We start from the raw sequence: 17,781 nt of genomic DNA, 5'->3' as shown, positions 1-17,781 counted from the left end.
ATCATGCGCCGACTCGTTTCCCTTAACCCGACGGTGCGTTGCATCGGGGTAGCCAGTTCATTGGGGGCGCCCGTTGCCGGCTGCGCGAGCGGCCCGGAAAGTCTGCGGCGGGCCGGTTTGCCTTCGGTCATCCGGCACAATGGCTTGGCAGCGCTGTGGCCGGAAATCCTGCTTCCAGAGCAGTCGACCGCAGGCATGGCTCTTTTGCTGCGCAAATTGGCCGATACGACGGCGGCCAGCATCGCGGCAGGCGAGCGGCCGCTGGTCATCGGTGGCGATCACAGCATGGCGGCCGGGACATGGCGCGGCATTGCCCGGGCCTTGGGCGAAGCGCCGGGCCTGCTCTGGATCGATGCCCATCTTGATGCTCATACGCCGGCCAGCAGTCCATCCGGCAACGCCCACGGTATGCCGCTGGCCGCCTTGTTCGGCGAGGGTGACCCGGCGCTGACCGATATTCCGGGACCAGCGCTCGATCCGGCGCGTACCGTGTTGCTCGGCATCCGCAGCTACGAAGCGGCAGAGCGCGAACGGCTCGATCGGCTCGGGGTACGAATATTCGAGATGGCCGAGATCAATGAACGCGGTCTGCCCGAGATTTTTGCCGAGGCGCGGGCTATCGTCAGCGATGGCCCGTGGGGCATCAGTCTGGATCTCGATGCGCTTGACCCGGATGCTGCTCCCGGCGTTTCGACCCCGGTGGCCGGCGGCCTGGCCGTCGCGGATCTGCGCCAGGCGTTGCGGGGCATCCTGCGTGAACGCGATTGTGTCGGTCTGGAAATTGCCGAGTACAACCCGCTGCTCGATCCGGAGGGACGGACGGCCAGGATCGTTCTCGATCTGCTGGACGCCGCCTCGGCCCCGGACGGCGCAACCCTGCGCCGCTGGGAGGCCGGCTTCGGGGCCCGGAACTACGCGCCCTTGCCGGTGGTCTTGCAGGAAGGGCTGGGTTGCTGGCTGACTGATGTCTATGGTCGCCGCTATCTCGACATGATGTCGGCCTATTCGGCGACCAGCTTCGGCCATGCCCATCCCCGGCTGTTGGCTGCGCTGACCGGACAGGCCTCGCGCTTGGCGGTTACCTCGCGGGCTTATTCCAACGACCGGCTGCCCTTGTTGTTGCGTCGCCTGGCCCTGCTCACCGGCTACGACCGCGTCTTGCCGGCCAACACCGGGCTGGAGGCGGTCGAAACCGCGCTCAAGGCGGTGCGCAAATGGGCTTACCGGATCAAGGGCGTGCCCGCCGATCAGGCCGAGATCATTGCCTGCGAGGGCAATTTTCATGGCCGTTCGATAGCCATCGTCGGGCTGTCGTCGGAAGCGCAGTATCGGGATGGCTTCGGTCCTTTCCCGCCCGGCTTGAAGCGTGTTCCCTATGGCGACCCGGCCGCCCTGGCTGCGGCCATCACGCCAAATACTGCCGCCTTCCTGGTCGAAGCGATTCAGGGCGAGGGCGGCATCATCGTGCCGCCGAGCGGCTATCTCGCTGCCTGTTGGGCGATCTGCAAGCGGCAAAACGTGCTGCTCATCGTCGACGAAATCCAGACCGGCCTCGGGCGCACCGGCAAGTTGCTGGCCTGTCAGCACGAGGCCGTGCGGCCGGATGGGGTGATTCTCGGCAAGGCGCTGGGTGGCGGCTTGCTGCCGGTCTCGGCTTTCCTGGCCGACGAAAATGTCATGCAGGTGTTTACGCCGGGCGATCACGGCTCGACTTTCGGTGGCAATCCGCTGGCCAGCAGCGTCGCGCTGGCGGCGCTCGATGTGCTCGAAGAAGAAGGCCTGATCGAAAATTCCGCCCGATTGGGCGAACTTTTGCTCGCCCAACTACACCAATTGGCAGAGAGGTCGCCGATCATTCGGGCGGTGCGCGGGCGCGGGTTGTTTGCCGGTATCGAGCTAGACCCGCAGCATGCCGATGCCCACGAGTTGGCGGTGGCCCTGCTTGAACACGGCGTGTTGAGCAAGGATACGCACAGTACGGTGTTGCGCCTGGCCCCGCCGCTGGTCATCAGCGAAGAAGAGTTGCTCTGGGGAATGACCCGGATTGACGAAGTGTTGAACAACTTTAGCCGCCGCCCGCGTCTGGTGGCATAAACCAAACGGCCGGTCGAGCCGTTAAGAAGAAAAGGGAGTACCGCCAAGTAGTCGAAGCAAACCTCAAGGAGGCAGCCATGTCGATATTCGCCCGCTATCAGAGTCGCTATGAAGCGCTACAGGAAGAGGAGTTGTCGGTCCAGGAATACCTGGAAGTCTGCAAGAACGACAAGACGGCTTATGCCAGCGTCGCCGAGCGCATGTTGCTGGCCATCGGAGAGCCGGAACTGGTCGATACCCGCAGCGACCCGCGACTCTCCCGCATCTTTGCTAACAAGATGCTGCGGCTGTATCCGGCCTTCCGCGAGTTCTACGGCATGGAAGAGGTGATCGAGCACATCGTCTCCTACTTCCGGCACGCCGCGCAGGGCCTGGAAGAGAAGAAGCAGATCCTCTACCTGCTCGGCCCGGTCGGCGGCGGCAAGTCGTCGTTGGCCGAACGCCTGAAATACCTGATCGAGAAAGTGCCCTTCTATGCGATCAAGGGGTCGCCGGTGCACGAGTCGCCGCTTGGCCTTTTCAACCTGCATGAAGACGGGCCGATTCTCGAAGAGGATTACGGCATTCCGCGTCGTTATCTCGGCACCATCATGAGCCCTTGGGCGGTCAAGCGGCTGCGCGAATTCGGTGGCGACATCGCGCGCTTCCGGGTGGTCAAGCTGCATCCGTCGGTGCTGTCGCAGATTGCCGTGTCGAAGACCGAGCCAGGCGACGAGAACAACCAGGACATTTCCTCACTGGTCGGCAAGATCGATATCCGCAAGCTGGAAACCTACTCGCAGAACGATCCGGATGCCTATTCCTACTCCGGCGGGCTGTGCCTGGCCAACCGCGGCGTGCTGGAATTCGTCGAAATGTTCAAGGCGCCGATCAAGGTCCTGCACCCGCTGCTGACCGCGACCCAGGAGCAGAACTACAAGGGCACCGAAGGTTTCGGCGCCATCCCGTTCGACGGCATGGTGCTCGCCCACTCGAACGAGGCGGAATGGCTGACCTTCAAGAACAACCGCAACAACGAGGCCTTCCTCGACCGGATCTACATCGTCAAGGTGCCGTACTGCCTGCGGGTGACCGACGAGATGCACATCTACGAGAAGCTGATGTTCAATTCGTCGCTCTCCAACTCGCCCTGCGCGCCCGATACCTTGCGCATGATGGCCCAGTTCTCGGTGCTGTCGCGCCTCAAGGAGCCGGAAAACTCCAGCATCTACAGCAAGATGCGGGTCTATGACGGCGAAAACCTCAAGGATACCGACCCCAAGGCCAAGAGCTATCAGGAATACCGCGATTTTGCCGGGGTCGACGAGGGCATGAACGGCTTGTCCACCCGCTTCTCGTTCAAGATCCTGTCCAAGGTCTTCAACTTCGATCATCGCGAGGTGGCGGCCAACCCGGTGCACCTGATGTACGTGCTCGAACAGCAGATCGAGCAGGAACAGTTTCCGCCGGAAATCGAGGATCGTTACCTGCGCCACCTGAAGGAATTCCTCAGTCCCCGCTACGCCGAGTTCATCGGCAAGGAAATCCAGACCGCCTACCTGGAAAGCTATTCGGAATATGGCCAGAACATTTTCGACCGCTACGTCACCTACGCCGACTTCTGGATCCAGGATCAGGAATTCCGCGATCCGAACACCGGCGAGATGCTCGATCGCAGCGCCCTGAACGATGAACTGGAAAAGATCGAAAAGCCGGCTGGCATCAGCAATCCGAAAGACTTCCGCAACGAGGTGGTGAACTTCGTGTTGCGGGCCCGCGCCAAGCATGATGGCAAGAACCCGTCCTGGACGAGTTACGAGAAGCTGCGCGCGGTGATCGAGAAGAAGATGTTCTCCAATACCGAGGAACTGCTGCCGGTCATCTCGTTCAATACCAAGGCCAGTGCCGACGAGCAAAAGAAGCATCAGGACTTCGTCGACCGCATGATTACCAAGGGCTACACCGAAAAGCAGGTCCGCCTGCTCTGCGAATGGTATCTGCGGGTCCGCAAGTCATCTTGACAGGGTAGGGGGCGGAGAGCTTCTCTCTGCTTCCTCAAGGGAGCTTCAGCATGACGGTACGCATTGTCGACCGGCGGCAGGACAGCAGAAACAAGAGTTCCATCAATCGGAGCCGGTTCATCCGCCGCTTCAAGGGACAGATTCGCAAGGCAGTGGCCGATGCCATCACCAAACGCGGCATTCGTGACCTGGAGAATGGCGAGAAGATCGGCATCCCGGGCAAGGATATCTCCGAGCCACAGTTCCACCATGGCAAGGGGGGCGTGCGGGAGTCGGTGCATCCGGGCAACGACCGCTTCCAGCAAGGCGACCAGATGGACCGGCCGCCGGCCGGCGGGCAAGGGCAGGGCAGCGGCCAGGCCAGTCCGGACGGCGAAGGGATCGACGACTTCGTCTTCACCCTGACCCGCGACGAATTTCTCGACATCTTCTTCGATGAACTGGCCCTGCCCAACCTGATCAAGCGGCAACTGGCGCGCATCGACGAATACAAGCGGGTGCGGGCCGGCTATACGCAGAGCGGCGTGCCGACCAACATCAATCTGGTGCGCACCATGCGCGGTGCCGCCGGGCGCCGGGTCGCCATCGGCGGGCCGTACGCCGCCCGCTTGCGTGGCCTGCTCGCCGAGCTGGAGCAGGTGCTCGATGAAATGCCGGTCGACGAGGCAGAAGTTGAGCGTCTGCAGCGCGAAATCGCCTGCCTGCGGGCGCGCGCCGAGGCCATTCCCTTTATCGATCCGTTCGACCTGCGTTACAGCAATCGCATCCGCATCCCCGAACCGTCGACGCAGGCCGTGATGTTCTGCCTGATGGACGTTTCCGGTTCGATGGATGAAGCCAAGAAGCAGATGGCAAAGCGCTTCTTCATGCTGCTCTACCTCTTTCTCAATCGCAATTACGAGCACATCGAGGTCGTTTTTATCCGTCACCACACGGCGGCCGAAGAGGTCGACGAGGATGGCTTCTTCCACTCGCGCGAAACCGGCGGCACCATCGTTTCCAGCGCCCTGAAGCTGATGCAGCAGATCATCACCGAGCGCTATGCCAGCAGCACCTGGAACATCTACGGTGCGCAGGCTTCCGATGGCGACAACTGGAACGACGATTCGCCGCTCTGCCGGGAAATCCTGGCCGACTCGATCCTGCCCATGGTCCAGTACTTCGCCTATATCGAAATCACCGATGGCGAAGCGCAAAACCTCTGGCAGGAATACGAACAACTGGCCGTCACTCATGCCGGCGTTTTCGCGCTGCAGCGCATCGGCGCCGCCAGCGATATTTACCCGGTCTTCCGCGAATTGTTCAGAAAGCGTCTGGCATGACCAAAAAACGCTCCCGCCTGATTGCCGAAGGTTCGGACTGGACGCTGGAGTCGATTGCCCAGTACGACACCGAGATCGGCCGCCTCGCCCGCCAGTTCGGCCTTGATTGCTATCGTCACCAGCTTGAGGTGATCACCGCCGAGCAGATGATGGATGCCTACGCAGCAATCGGCATGCCGGTCTATTACCATCACTGGTCCTTCGGTAAACACTTCCTGGAGACCGAAAACCGCTACAAGCGCGGGCAGATGGGGCTGGCCTACGAGATTGTCATCAACTCCGACCCCTGCATCGCCTACCTGATGGAGGAGAACACGCTGACCATGCAGGCGCTGGTCATTGCCCACGCCGCCTACGGCCACAACTCCTTCTTCAAGGGCAATCACATGTTCAAGCAATGGACCAGCGCCGACGCCATCGTCGACTACCTGGTCTTTGCCCGGAACTACATTGCCGAGTGCGAGGAGCGCCACGGCCTCGATGCCGTCGAGCAACTGATCGATGCCTGCCATGCCCTGTCCAATCTCGGCGTCGATCGCTACAAGCGCTCGCCGCCGCTGTCGCTGGAGAAGGAGAAATCGCGGCAGCGTGAACGCGAGGCCTACCTGCAGGCGCAGGTCAACGATCTGTGGCGGACGCTGCCGCGCCACGATGCGCCGTTTGCCGAGGCCGAGGAAAGGCGCTTCCCGGAGGAGCCGGAGGAAAACCTGCTCTATTTCGTCGAAAAGAACGCGCCGCTGCTCGAACCCTGGCAGCGTGAGATCGTTCGCATCATGCGCAAGATCGGCCAGTATTTCTATCCGCAGCGCCAGACCCAGGTCATGAACGAAGGCTGGGCCTGCTTCTGGCATTACACCCTGCTCAACACGCTGTACGACGAGGGGCGGGTGAACGACGGCTTCATGCTCGAATTCCTGCAGTCGCATACCAATGTCGTCTACCAGCCGCCCTACAGCAGCAAATGGTATTCCGGCATCAATCCCTACGCTCTCGGTTTTGCCATGTGGCAGGACATCCGGCGCATCTGCGAGCGGCCGGACGATGAGGACCGCGAGTGGTTTCCCGATATCGCCGGCTCCAACTGGCGCGAAACCTTCGAATTCGCGATGCGCAACTTCAAGGACGAAAGCTTCATCGCCCAGTACCTGTCGCCCCGGCTGATGCGCGAATTCCGGCTGTTTTCAGTGCTCGACGACGACAGCCAGGCCAAGCTGAAAGTCGATGCCATCCACAACGAACAAGGCTACCGTGCCTTGCGCCGGAATCTGGCCGAACAGTACAACCTGGGCAGCAGCGATCCGAACATCCAGGTCTGGAATGTAGACCTGCGCGGCGACCGTTCGCTGACCCTGCGCCATTTCGCCCACCAGCGTCGGCCGCTGTCCTCGGCCAGCCTGGTCGTTCTCGAACACCTGGCCACCCTGTGGGGCTTCACGGTCCGTCTTGAACACCAGCAGGCCAACGGCGAATGGGCGCTGCTGGCCGAACGCAAGAGCGACCGGCGCAAGCAGGGTGGGAGGTGAGCCTGTCCTTATTCCAACCGGCTTCGACAGTCCGCGGCAATCGTGTGAGAATGGCGAAAAACAGGGGGGAACACAATGTCAGGCGAATTGCAAACGGCTTTTCAGGTCACCGCACCCAATAGCGGTATCGATACGCATATGCTGCTCATTCTGGTCATCATGCTGCTGGCCGGCATGCTGGGCGGCGCGGCCAACTACTTTCTGGCCGATCGCCAGGGCGAACCTGGGCGCCGGGACTGGATCAAGTATCCGGTTTTAGGGGTGGTGGCGGCGTTGACCGTACCGCTCTTCCTGAACATGATTTCCAGCACCCTGCTCGAAGGGGCGCGCACCAAACCGGTCGATTTCTACGCTTTCGCCGGTTTTTGCCTGATTTACGTGATCGCTTCCCGACGCCTGCTCGAAAACGTCGCCCAGCGCCTGATGGGGCAACTCGATCAGGTCAAGCGCGAGGTCGGCCACCTCAAGCAGCGGCGCGACGAGCCGGTGGTCTTGCCGGCCAAGGTCGAAAGCGAAAAGCCGGCTGAGCCGGAAGTGCGCGAAGTCCTCTCCTACAACGATGTCGAGATTCTGCGTGCGCTGGCCGAAGAGAGCTTCGTCTATGGCAATCTGGCCGCGATCTGCGAACGGACCGGCCTGGCCCGCGATTTCGTCAGCCATCGCCTGACGGTGATGAAATCGATGGGCGTCATCGAAACCCGCATCAATGACAAGAACGTCCTGCACTGGGGGGTTTCGGGACGCGGCAAGGCCGTGCTCGGCGAAATCATGGCCGGTCAGGACGACAAGAAATCCGCATGAACCCGGCCGGCCCCGGGCCGGTCCCAGATAGAAACCCATAAACCATGAATATCGTCATCCTCGCTGCCGGCCAAGGCAAGCGCATGCATTCCAATCTGCCCAAGGTGCTGCATCCGGTTGCCGGCAAGGCGCTGGCCCAGCACGTCATCGATACCGCGCGCACGCTGGCGCCGGAAAAGCTGATTGTTGTCTACGGCCATGGCGGTGACACCGTCCGCGCCACGCTGGCCGCCGCCGATGTCGCCTGGGCCGAGCAGGCGCAGCAACTGGGCACCGGTCATGCCGTCGCTCAGGCACTGCCCGAACTAGGGGCGGCGGCCCAGACCCTGGTCCTCTACGGCGATGTGCCGCTGACCACGGCGGCGACCCTGAAGCGCCTACTCCAAGCCGGCAAGGATGGCCTCTCCATCCTCACTGTCGATCTCGCCAATCCGTCCGGCTACGGCCGCATCGTGCGCGATGCCGCCGGCAGCGTGCAGTGCATTGTCGAGGAAAAGGATGCGACGGCCGAGCAAAAGGGTATCCGCGAAGTCAATACCGGCATCATGGCGATCCCGACCGCTCGCCTCGCCGACTGGCTGGGCAAGCTGAAAAACGACAATGCCCAGGGCGAGTACTACCTGACCGACATCGTCGCCCTCGCCGTCGCCGAAGGCCTGCCGGTGCACACCGCGCAGCCGGCAGGCGAATGGGAAGTGCTCGGCGTCAACAGCAAGGTCCAACTGGCCGAACTGGAGCGCCAGCACCAGCGCAATATCGCCGACCAATTGCTGGTCGCCGGTGTTCGCCTGGCCGATCCTGCGCGCATCGATATTCGTGGCGAATTGAGCCACGGCCGCGACGTCGCCATCGACGTCGGCTGTGTATTCGAAGGCAAGGTCGAACTGGCCGATGCGGTCGAGGTCGGTCCGTATTGCGTGCTGAAAAATGTCAAGGTCGGCGCCGGCACGCGGATCGCCGCCTTCTGTCATTTCGAGGATGCGGTGATCGGCCCGGACGGCGTGCTCGGCCCCTACGCCCGGCTGCGTCCGGGTACCGAACTCGGTCCGGAAGTGCATATCGGCAACTTCGTCGAGGTCAAGAAGAGCACCATCGGCGCCCAGTCCAAGGCCAATCACCTGGCCTACATCGGCGATGCCGAGATCGGCCAGCGCGTCAATGTCGGGGCCGGCACCATCACCTGCAACTACGACGGCGCCAACAAGTTCAAGACCATCATCGAGGACGATGTCTTCATCGGCTCCGATACCCAACTGGTGGCGCCGGTCACCGTCGGTCGCGGTGCCACGCTGGGGGCAGGGACGACGCTGACCAAAAATGCCCCGCCCGACGCGTTGACCGTGTCGCGTGCCAAGCAGATCACCTTGACTGGCTGGGAACGGCCGCAGAAGGTCAAGAAATAATGGATGCCGGATTCACCGCCTTCGTCTTTCTGATCGCCATCCTGGTCGCGGTCGGCGGTTCGCTGCTGCTGGTTGGTTACGTAGGCACCTTGCCGGCTTCCTTTACTTTCGGCTGGCGCAACTGGCTGCCGACCCTGCTGCTGCCGGTGATCGGTCCGCTCTGGTTTGCCTGGCGGCACTGGAAGGATTTCTCGCGCCCGGGCAAGCAGCTGTTCGTCGGCCTCGCGCTGATCCTGCTCGCCATTCTGATCCTCTACAAAGGCGGTCCGTACATCGTCAACCGCATGGCGGCAGGCGTAATATGATTTAGGGGTAAACCCAATAAGTTCAGGGAGAACAAGATGTCCAAGTACAGCACCGAAACTCTTCGTTCCATCGCGCTGGTTGGTCACGGCGCCGCAGGCAAGACGACACTGGCCGAAGCCCTGTTGTTCGCGACTGGCGCCATTACGGCCAAAGGCAGTGTCGAAAAAGGCAGCGCCGTTTGTGATTTCGATACCCAGGAAAAGGAAGCCGGCCACTCCCTGAACTCGGCCATCGTCAATTTTGGCTACGAAAACACCCATATTCACCTGATCGACACCCCGGGCTACCCGGATTTCGCCGGCCCGTCGATCGCCGCACTGGCCGGGGTCGATACCGCACTGGTCGTCGTCAACGCGCAGACCGGCGTCGAACTGATGACCGAGCGCATGATGCGCCACGCCGCCGAGCGCAAGCTTTGCCGGATGATCGTCATCAACAAGATCGATGCCGACAACCTCGATTTGCCGAGTCTGGTCGCCGATATCCGCGAGCGCTTTGGCAAACAGTGCATGCTGCTCGACCTACCGGTCCATGGCGCGGCGGAAGTTGTCCAAGTGCTTGAGCAGGCCTCTGGCGATGCCGACTTCGAGTCGGTCGCCGCCGCCCATCGCGCCCTGATCGACCAGATCGTCGAGGAAGACGAAGATCTGTTGGCGCAATATCTCGAAGACGGTGCCGATCCGAGTGTCGCCGATCTGCATGCGCCGTTCGAAAAGGCGCTGCGCGCCGGCCATTTGATCCCCATCCTGTTTGTCTCGGCCAAGACCGGCGCCGGCATCAAGGAACTGCTGCATGTGCTGGCCTCGCTGGCACCCAACCCGGCCGAAGGCAACCCGCCGTCGTTCTACCGGGGCGAACCGGGCGGCGAAACGACGGCGTTCCAGGCCGAGCCGGCAGCGGACAAGCATGTGCTGGCCCACGTCTTCAAGGTGGTGGCTGACCCCTACATGGGCAAGATCGGCATCTTCCGCGTCCATCAAGGGACGCTGAAAAAGGATATGCAACTGTTCGTCGGCGACGGCAAGCGGCCGTTCAAGGTCGCCCATCTCTACCAGTTGCAGGGCAAGGACAGCGTCGAGGTCGACGAACTGCTGCCGGGTGATATCGGCGCCATCGCCAAGGTCGATGAAATCGACTTCGACTGCGTGCTGCACGACTCGCACGATGAGGATCACATCCACCTGGTACCGCTCGAATTTCCGCAACCAATGGCCGGCCTGGCCGTCGAAACCCGCAAGAAGGGCGACGAGCAGCGGCTGTTCGATATTCTCGGCAAGCTGGCGATGGAAGATCCGACTTTCGTCGTCGAGCGCCATCCGAGCAGCAACGAAACGGTAATTCGCGGCCTCGGCGAAATCCATCTGAAGGCCAAGCTGGAAAAGATGGCCAGCCAGTACAAGCTGGAAGTCGATACCAAGCCGCCGCGCATTCCTTACCGCGAAACGATTACCGGCCCGGCCGAGGGCATGCATCGCCACAAGAAGCAGAGCGGCGGTGCCGGCCAGTTTGGCGAAGTGCACCTGCGCATCGAGCCGAAGGAGCGCGGCGCAGGCTTCGAGTTCGTCGATGCCGTCAAGGGCGGCGTCATTCCCGGCGTCTTCATGGCGGCCGTCGAAAAAGGCGTGCGACAAGGGCTGGAAGGTGGCGTGGTCGCTGGCTATGCGGTCGACGACCTGAAAGTGACGGTTTTCGACGGCAAGACCCATGCCGTCGATGGCAAGGAAGTCGCCTTTGTGACGGCCGGTCGCAAGGCGGTCATCGAGGCGATCCGGGCGGCCCGGCCGATCGTGCTGGAGCCGATCGTCAATATCGAGATCGTCGTCCCGGAAACGGCGATCGGCGATCTGAGCGGCGATCTGTCCGGTCGCCGCGGTCACATCACCGGGACCGATGGCCGCGGCCACGGCATGGCGGCGATCAGCGGCGAAGTGCCGCTCGCCGAGCTGAACGACTACCAGTCCCGCCTGAAGTCACTGACCGGCGGGCAGGGTAGCTATACCATCGAGTTCGCCCGCTACGCCGCGGTGCCGCCAACCATCCAGCAGCAACTGGCCAGCAAGTTCCAGTTGCACGACGAAGACGAATAAGGCAAAGGTGTTCGAGAGAAAGGGGCTGATTTTCAGCCCCTTTTTTATGCGCCAGCAGTCATCCAGAGGTCGCCATTCAGTTTTTCTCGATAGCGGCCACTCGTTAGGGCTGTGTTGCCATGTAATCCAATTATCAATATATGGACCAGTGAGTCCGTTGAATAGCCATTAAACATTATGGGATTTGGACACGATGCCAACGGAGTGAAGAAGCTCTGCGTTGAGCTTGCTTCCGTCATTCATGCGAACTTCCATGTCGCTGCAACAGTGCAATTACCGAGGCGTGAGTCTTCGCTGTATCAGGATTTTGACGAGCACTACGAATCAGTGATTAATACAAAGGCTATTGAGCTTGCCGTTAATCTGCGGGCGCTAATTGATCGTTGTGCTTCGCTATCGAACCCAAAGCCCCTAGAGCAAGCGGGGCGTCAAACAACAGCGATCTCCTTCCTTCAGGGACGTGGGCCAACTACTCTGCGCGAGTGCGCGAACAAGGTCATCCATGCCGGCTACTTCCTTTTTCAGTATGGACGCTACGACTCAGTTGCCGAAGATGGTCAGTCATTTAGTAATCGAGTGCAGGAGTCAACCGTCGAAGTCTCCGGCTGGTTTGGCAAGGATCGGTGGCAATGTAGGCTAAACCTGCTTCAGTTCGCAGAAGAGGCACATCTCGCCGCCTCTGAACTGGAACAACAGTATGGACAATAACGTTATTCGAGTACTGGTGGTCTCTAACCCTGTGTTTCAACTTCCAGTTCCCGACGGTCCGCCCCTCCAACTCATCAACTTCAGCTCAGGGCGCGAAGCGGCCTGACGACTCAACCCCCCGCCTGATTCTCCGTCGGCCAGTTAACCGTCGCCAGGAAGAGATAGCCGGCGCCATAGACTGTCTTGATGAAAGCGGGGCTTTGCGGGTCGGGCTCCAGTTTGCGGCGTAGTCGGGAGATGCGGACGTCGATGCTGCGGTCGGTTGGCGCCAGGTCGCGGGTGCCCATCAGTTGCTCGCGTTGCAGGATGCGGTTCGGGTTGTTGACGAAGACCTTCAGTAATTCGGCTTCCGAGGTGCTGAGCAGGTGTTCCTCGCCGTTCGGGGCATGCAGCGCGTTGTTGCCGAGATTGAATTTCCAGCCGGAGAATTCGGCGACCTGGCGGGCGCCGCTGTTGCTTGCCGTTTCCCGGCGACGCAGGATGCTGCGGACGCGGGCGACCAGTTCGCGCGGCTCGAATGGCTTCAGCACATAGTCGTCGGCGCCCAGTTCGAGGCCCATGACGCGGTCGCTGACGTGGGCGCGCCCGGTCAGGATGACGATGCCGCAGCCAGACTGGCTGCGCACGCGTTGCATGACTTCGAGGCCATCCATGTCGGGCAGGCCGAGATCGATGATGCAAAGGTCCGGGCTTAGCGAGCGCAGGCGGCGCAGCAGGTCGCCGGCGCTGCGGCACCAGACGGTGCGGAAGGAAAAGTCGCTGAGCACCTGTTCGATGATGCGGGCGACATCGGGGTCGTCCTCGACGATGACGATCAGTTTGTGGGCATCCGCTTCGCTCATGATTTCTCTTTGTTGGCTCGTTGCAAGGCCCGCACCAGGTCCTGGCGGACGAAGGGCTTGGCCAGGATGGGCAGATCGCTGACCACGCCCGCTTCGTCGCCTTCGTCGGTATAGCCGCTCATCAGCACGATGCGCATCTGCGGGTGGCCGGACAGCACGGCATCGGCCAGTTGCCGGCCGTTGATGCCGCCGGGCATGATGACGTCGCTGACGACGATGGCGATATCCGGGATATGTTCGATCATTTCCAGTGCTTGGGCGCCATTTTCCGCCTCGATCACCGGGTAGCCGAGATCGATCAGCAACTGGCGGACGACGCGGCGGACGTTCGGTTCGTCCTCGACGAGCAGGACCAGTTCGCCGCCGTGCGCGAGCTGGATGTCGTCCTCCGGCAGATCGACGTCCAGTTCCGGCGTGGTCAACGGCAGCACCATCAGCACGGTGGTGCCCTGGCCCGGCTGGCTCTGGATCGAAATGCCGCCGCCCGACTGCTTGACGAAACCGTAGGCCATCGACAGGCCGAGGCCGCTGCCCAGGCCGAAGCGTTTGGTGGTGAAGAAGGGCTCGAAGACGCGGGACAGCGTCGCCGCGTCCATGCCGCAGCCGTTGTCGGCGACTTCGATCATCGCGTAGCTGCCGGCCGGCACGTCGAAGGCGCCGGCATCGCTCGACAGCTCGACGGCGCGCGCCGCGACATGCAGGCGGCCGCCCTCCGGCATCGCATCGCGCGAGTTCAGCGCGAAGTTGAGCAGGGCGCTTTCCAGTTGTCCCGGATCGACCAGCGCATGCAGCGAAGCGCCGGCCAGGTCGGTGGACACCGCAATCGACTCGGGCAGCGAGCGGCGGACCAGTTTCGACAGGCCGCTGATCAGCCGGCCGATATCGACCGCCTGCGGCTCCAGCGGCTGCTGGCGCGAGAAAGTGAGCAGTCGCTTGATCAGTTGCACGCCGCGGCGGGCCGATTGCAGCGCCGGTTCGACGAATTCATTGACCTCGGCATCGTTCGGTCGGTGATCCTGCAAGGCGGCCAGGTTGCCGATGACGACGGTGAGCAGGTTGTTGAAGTCGTGGGCGAGTCCGCCGGTCAACTGGCCAATTGCCTCCATTTTCTGGGCCTGGACCAGCGCCGCCTGCATCCGTTTCTGTTCGGTGATTTCGTGCGAGAAGACGAAGAAGCCGAGCGTCTCGCCTTCCGGCGTCGTTTCCGGAACCAGCGTGCTGCGCGCGAAAACGGTCTGTCCCTGGCGCTCCATCTGGTATTCGTAGGTCATCTGCTGGCCGCCGAGCGCCTTGCGTACCGGGTCGCGGACCTGGCCGTAGACGTGATCGCCGACGACGTCGCGCACCGCCCGGCCAATCACACCGTTTACCGGATCGCCGTACCAGTCTGAGTAGCCCTTGTTGGCGTACTGATAGACCTCGTGCTTGTCGACGTAGCCGATCAGGATGGGAATGGTGTCGTTGATCAGGCGCAGCCGTTCCTCGCTGCGGCGCAGCGCGGCGGTGATGCGGGTGTTTTCGGTATTGGCCCGGGTCAGGTTGGCGTTGGCGTTTTCCAGCTGTGCCGTCCGCCGGCGGACGCGTTCTTCGAGCTGGATGTTCTGATGCTCGGTCAGGTTTTCGATGTAGCGCTGTTCGGTAATGTCGCTGTACAGCGTGACGAAGCCCTTGTGCGGCAAGGGTTCGCCGCGCAGCAGCAGGACCCGGCCGTTCGGCCGCTGACGCTCGGTGACATGGGCGGCGAAATTGGCGGCGGCGGCGACGCGCTCGGCAATCTGGCTTTCCGGGTCGCCCGGGCCGTATTCGCCGCGCAGCGCATTGTGGCGGATGAAAGTCTCGAACGGTGTGCCGACCTGGGCCAGATCGTCCGGGAAATCGAGCAGCCGCAGAAAGGGCTGGTTCCAGGCAACCAGGCGCAGATTGCCGTCGAAAACGGTGATGCCCTGGTCGAGCAGATCGAGCCCGGCCTGCAGCATCTCGTAGCGCTGGGCAATGTCGGGGGCGGGCGGGGCAGTATCCATGGGGCGATTCTAGAGCACTCGGTTGGCTGACTTGGTGGGTGTAACCATTCGTTACATTCTGCCAATAGTTCAGCAAGAGTGTTTTGCCATCCTCGCTAGCTATAAAAAAAGCCCCAAAAAAGAGAACAGCGTTTTCGCAAGAATCGTGAGGAGATATTTGTGGCAAATCCGTACGCCGTCGGGCTCGAACAGAACCCGGCCAATTATGTTCCGCTTTCCCCGCTGAGCTTTATCGAGCGCTCGGCGTTTATCTATCCGAAGCGAATTTCCGTCATCCAGGGGGCGCGTCAATACACCTGGAAGGAAAGCTACGACCGTTGTCGTCAGCTGGCTTCCGCCTTGAAGAATCGCGGTATCGGCAAGGGCGACACGGTCGCCGTGATGCTGCCCAACTCGGCGCCGATGTTCGAGTGCCATTTCGGCGTGCCGATGATCGGCGCCGTGCTCAATACCCTGAACACCCGCCTCGACGCCGAAGCCATCGCCTTCATGCTGGCCCACGGCGAAGCCAAGGTGCTGATCACCGATCCGGAATTCTCCGTCATCGTCAAAGGCGCGCTGGCGCTGCTCGAAGGGCCGAAGCCGATCGTCATCGATACCCTCGACCCGGAATTCACCGGCGGCGAAGCGCTCGGCGAAAAGGATTACGAGGCCCTGCTGAACGAAGGCGAGCCCGATTTCGCCTGGCAATTGCCCGACAACGAGTGGGATGCCATCGCCCTGAACTACACCTCGGGCACCACCGGTAATCCGAAGGGCGTTGTCTATCACCATCGTGGCGCCTACCTGAACTCGGCCTCCAACATCATTTCCTGGGGCATGCCGCCGCATTCGGTCTACCTGTGGACGCTGCCGATGTTCCATTGCAACGGCTGGTGCTTCCCGTGGACGCTGGCGGCCAATGCCGGAACCAGCGTCTGTCTGCGCAAGGTCGATCCGGCGCTGATCTTCGGCCTGATCAAGGAGCACAAGGTCAGCCACATGTGCGGTGCGCCGATCGTGTACGGCATGATGATCAACGCCCCGGCCGCGCTGAAAGAAGGCATCGAGCACCAGGTCAATGGCCTGATCGCCGGCGCCGCGCCACCGGCCGCGATCATCGAAGGTGCCGAGCAGATGGGCTTCAATATCACCCATGTCTACGGCCTGACCGAAACCTATGGCCCGGCTTCGGTCTGTGCCAAGCATCCGGAATGGGACAAGCTGCCGATCGACCTGCGCGCTGCCCGCAACGGCCGCCAGGGCGTCCGCTATCACATGCAGGAAGCGATCGAAGTGCGCGATCCGGTCAGTCTCGAACCGGTACCCTGGGATGGCGAAACGATGGGCGAGATCATGTTCCGCGGCAACCTGGTGATGAAGGGTTACCTGAAGAACCCGAAAGCGACCGAGGAAGCCTTCGCCGGCGGCTGGTTCCATACCGGCGACCTGGCGGTGGTGCATAGCGACGGCTACGTCAAGATCAAGGATCGCTCCAAGGACATCATCATCTCAGGCGGCGAGAACATCTCGTCGCTCGAAGTCGAGGATGTGCTCTATCGCCATCCCTCGGTGATCGCCGCCGCGGTGGTCGCCAAGCCCGACGAGAAGTGGGGCGAAGTGCCGGCCGCCTTCATCGAACTGAAGGACGGCGTGCCGACCAGCGAGGCCGAGATCATCGAGCATTGCCGCGCCCACCTGGCCCGCTTCAAGGTGCCGAAGCAGGTGGTGTTCGGCGAATTGCCGAAGACGTCGACCGGCAAGATCCAGAAATACGTCCTGCGCCAGCACGCCAACTCCGCGCTCGCCATCGAGTAATCCCTCTCCGTCATTCCCGCGTAGGCGGGAATCCAGAGGCAATGCGACTGGATTCCGGGTCAAGCCCGGAATGACGTGCCACCGGAAAAGGAATTCCCATGAAAATTCTCGTCCCCGTAAAACGGGTAGTTGATTACAACGTCAAGGTTCGCGTCAAGGCGGACGGATCGGGTGTCGACCTGACCAACGTCAAGATGAGCATGAACCCGTTTGACGAAATCGCCGTCGAAGAAGCCGTGCGTCTGAAAGAAGCCGGCATTGCCACGGAAGTCATCGCCGTCTCCTGCGGCGTCGCCGCCTGCCAGGAAACCCTGCGCACCGCGATGGCCATCGGCGCCGACCGCGGCATCCTGGTCGAGACCGACGTCGACCTGCAACCGCTGGCCGTCGCCAAGCTGTTGAAGGCCCTGTGCGACAAGGAACAACCGCAACTCGTCATCTGCGGCAAACAAGCCATTGACGACGACGCCAACCAGACCGGCCAGATGCTCGCCGCCCTGCAGAACTGGCCGCAAGCCACCTTCGCCTCGAAAGTCGTCATCGCCGACGGCAAGGCGACCGTTACCCGCGAAATCGACGGCGGCCTCGAAACCCTGGCCCTCAGCCTGCCGGCCGTGGTGTCCACCGACCTGCGCCTCAACGAACCGCGCTACGCGACGCTGCCCAACATCATGAAAGCCAAGAAGAAGCCGCTCGACACCGTCAAGCCGGCCGACCTCGGCGTTGACGTGACCCCGCGCCTGACCACCCTCAAGGTTGCCGAACCGGCCAAGCGCTCGGCCGGCATCAAGGTCGCCGATGTCGCCGAACTCGTCAACAAACTCAAGAACGAAGCCAAGGTGATCTGATCATGACCATTCTCGTCATCGCCGAACAC

The 17,781-nt window shown here is 61.9% G+C and carries 13 protein-coding genes; 11 read left to right on the top strand and 2 right to left on the bottom strand.

All coding sequences use genetic code 11. The annotated features are described in order from the left end of the window. Positions 1 to 3: 3 nt before the first annotated feature. From rocD to GH663_RS19590, 9 genes are all read left to right on the top strand, one after another. Positions 4 to 2,094, top strand: coding sequence for an ornithine--oxo-acid transaminase (gene rocD, locus GH663_RS21400; RefSeq protein WP_153133288.1), 2,091 nt, complete (start codon positions 4 to 6; stop codon positions 2,092 to 2,094). Positions 2,095 to 2,171: 77 nt separating this feature from the next. Continuing rightward, a complete protein-coding gene (locus GH663_RS19625) occupies positions 2,172 to 4,094 on the top strand; it encodes a PrkA family serine protein kinase (RefSeq protein WP_066880897.1) in 1,923 nt (640 codons plus the stop codon). 50 nt (positions 4,095 to 4,144) lie between these two features. Beyond that, a complete protein-coding gene (locus GH663_RS19620; protein WP_153133287.1) occupies positions 4,145 to 5,416 on the top strand; it encodes a YeaH/YhbH family protein in 1,272 nt (423 codons plus the stop codon). Beyond that, positions 5,413 to 6,939, top strand: coding sequence for a SpoVR family protein (locus tag GH663_RS19615; RefSeq protein WP_153133286.1), 1,527 nt, complete (start codon positions 5,413 to 5,415; stop codon positions 6,937 to 6,939). Before GH663_RS19620 ends, GH663_RS19615 begins: the two co-directional genes overlap by 4 nt. A 75-nt stretch (positions 6,940 to 7,014) precedes the next feature. Beyond that, positions 7,015 to 7,740 (top strand): YEATS-associated helix-containing protein, encoded by a 726-nt coding sequence (locus GH663_RS19610; RefSeq protein ID WP_153133285.1) that lies wholly within the window; start codon positions 7,015 to 7,017, stop codon positions 7,738 to 7,740. A 44-nt stretch (positions 7,741 to 7,784) separates the two neighbouring features. Continuing rightward, positions 7,785 to 9,143, top strand: a complete 1,359-nt coding sequence (gene glmU, locus GH663_RS19605) for a bifunctional UDP-N-acetylglucosamine diphosphorylase/glucosamine-1-phosphate N-acetyltransferase GlmU (RefSeq protein ID WP_153133284.1) — start codon at positions 7,785 to 7,787, stop codon at positions 9,141 to 9,143. Next, positions 9,143 to 9,448: a hypothetical protein gene (locus tag GH663_RS19600; protein WP_153133283.1), complete on the top strand. Its 306-nt coding sequence runs from the start codon at positions 9,143 to 9,145 to the stop codon at positions 9,446 to 9,448. The genes glmU and GH663_RS19600 overlap by 1 nt, the downstream gene beginning before the upstream one ends. Positions 9,449 to 9,484: 36 nt before the next feature. Continuing rightward, positions 9,485 to 11,536, top strand: coding sequence for an elongation factor G (gene fusA, locus GH663_RS19595; RefSeq protein ID WP_153133282.1), 2,052 nt, complete (start codon positions 9,485 to 9,487; stop codon positions 11,534 to 11,536). A gap of 204 nt (positions 11,537 to 11,740) precedes the next feature. Beyond that, a complete protein-coding gene (locus GH663_RS19590; RefSeq protein WP_153133281.1) occupies positions 11,741 to 12,244 on the top strand; it encodes a hypothetical protein in 504 nt (167 codons plus the stop codon). A gap of 110 nt (positions 12,245 to 12,354) precedes the next feature. On the opposite strand, the gene GH663_RS19585 is transcribed toward GH663_RS19590, so the two are convergent. Together GH663_RS19585 and GH663_RS19580 are read right to left on the bottom strand one after the other, a co-directional pair. Further along, complete coding sequence (locus GH663_RS19585; protein ID WP_153133280.1) at positions 12,355 to 13,086, bottom strand: response regulator transcription factor; 732 nt, start codon at positions 13,084 to 13,086, stop codon at positions 12,355 to 12,357. After that, positions 13,083 to 15,107, bottom strand: a complete 2,025-nt coding sequence (locus GH663_RS19580) for a PAS-domain containing protein (protein WP_153133279.1) — start codon at positions 15,105 to 15,107, stop codon at positions 13,083 to 13,085. Before GH663_RS19580 ends, GH663_RS19585 begins: the two co-directional genes overlap by 4 nt. A 159-nt stretch (positions 15,108 to 15,266) precedes the next feature. Between GH663_RS19580 and GH663_RS19575 the strand changes: the two genes are divergently transcribed. Continuing rightward, positions 15,267 to 16,904, top strand: coding sequence for an acyl-CoA synthetase (locus GH663_RS19575; protein ID WP_153133278.1), 1,638 nt, complete (start codon positions 15,267 to 15,269; stop codon positions 16,902 to 16,904). A gap of 98 nt (positions 16,905 to 17,002) precedes the next feature. Continuing rightward, positions 17,003 to 17,752, top strand: coding sequence for an electron transfer flavoprotein subunit beta/FixA family protein (locus tag GH663_RS19570; RefSeq protein WP_153133277.1), 750 nt, complete (start codon positions 17,003 to 17,005; stop codon positions 17,750 to 17,752). The last annotated feature ends 29 nt before the right edge of the window (positions 17,753 to 17,781 follow it).

Source organism: Dechloromonas hortensis, from assembly GCF_009469765.1.
Lineage (GTDB): Bacteria > Pseudomonadota > Gammaproteobacteria > Burkholderiales > Rhodocyclaceae > Azonexus > Azonexus hortensis.
This window is presented reverse-complemented; position numbering and strand designations above follow the sequence as displayed.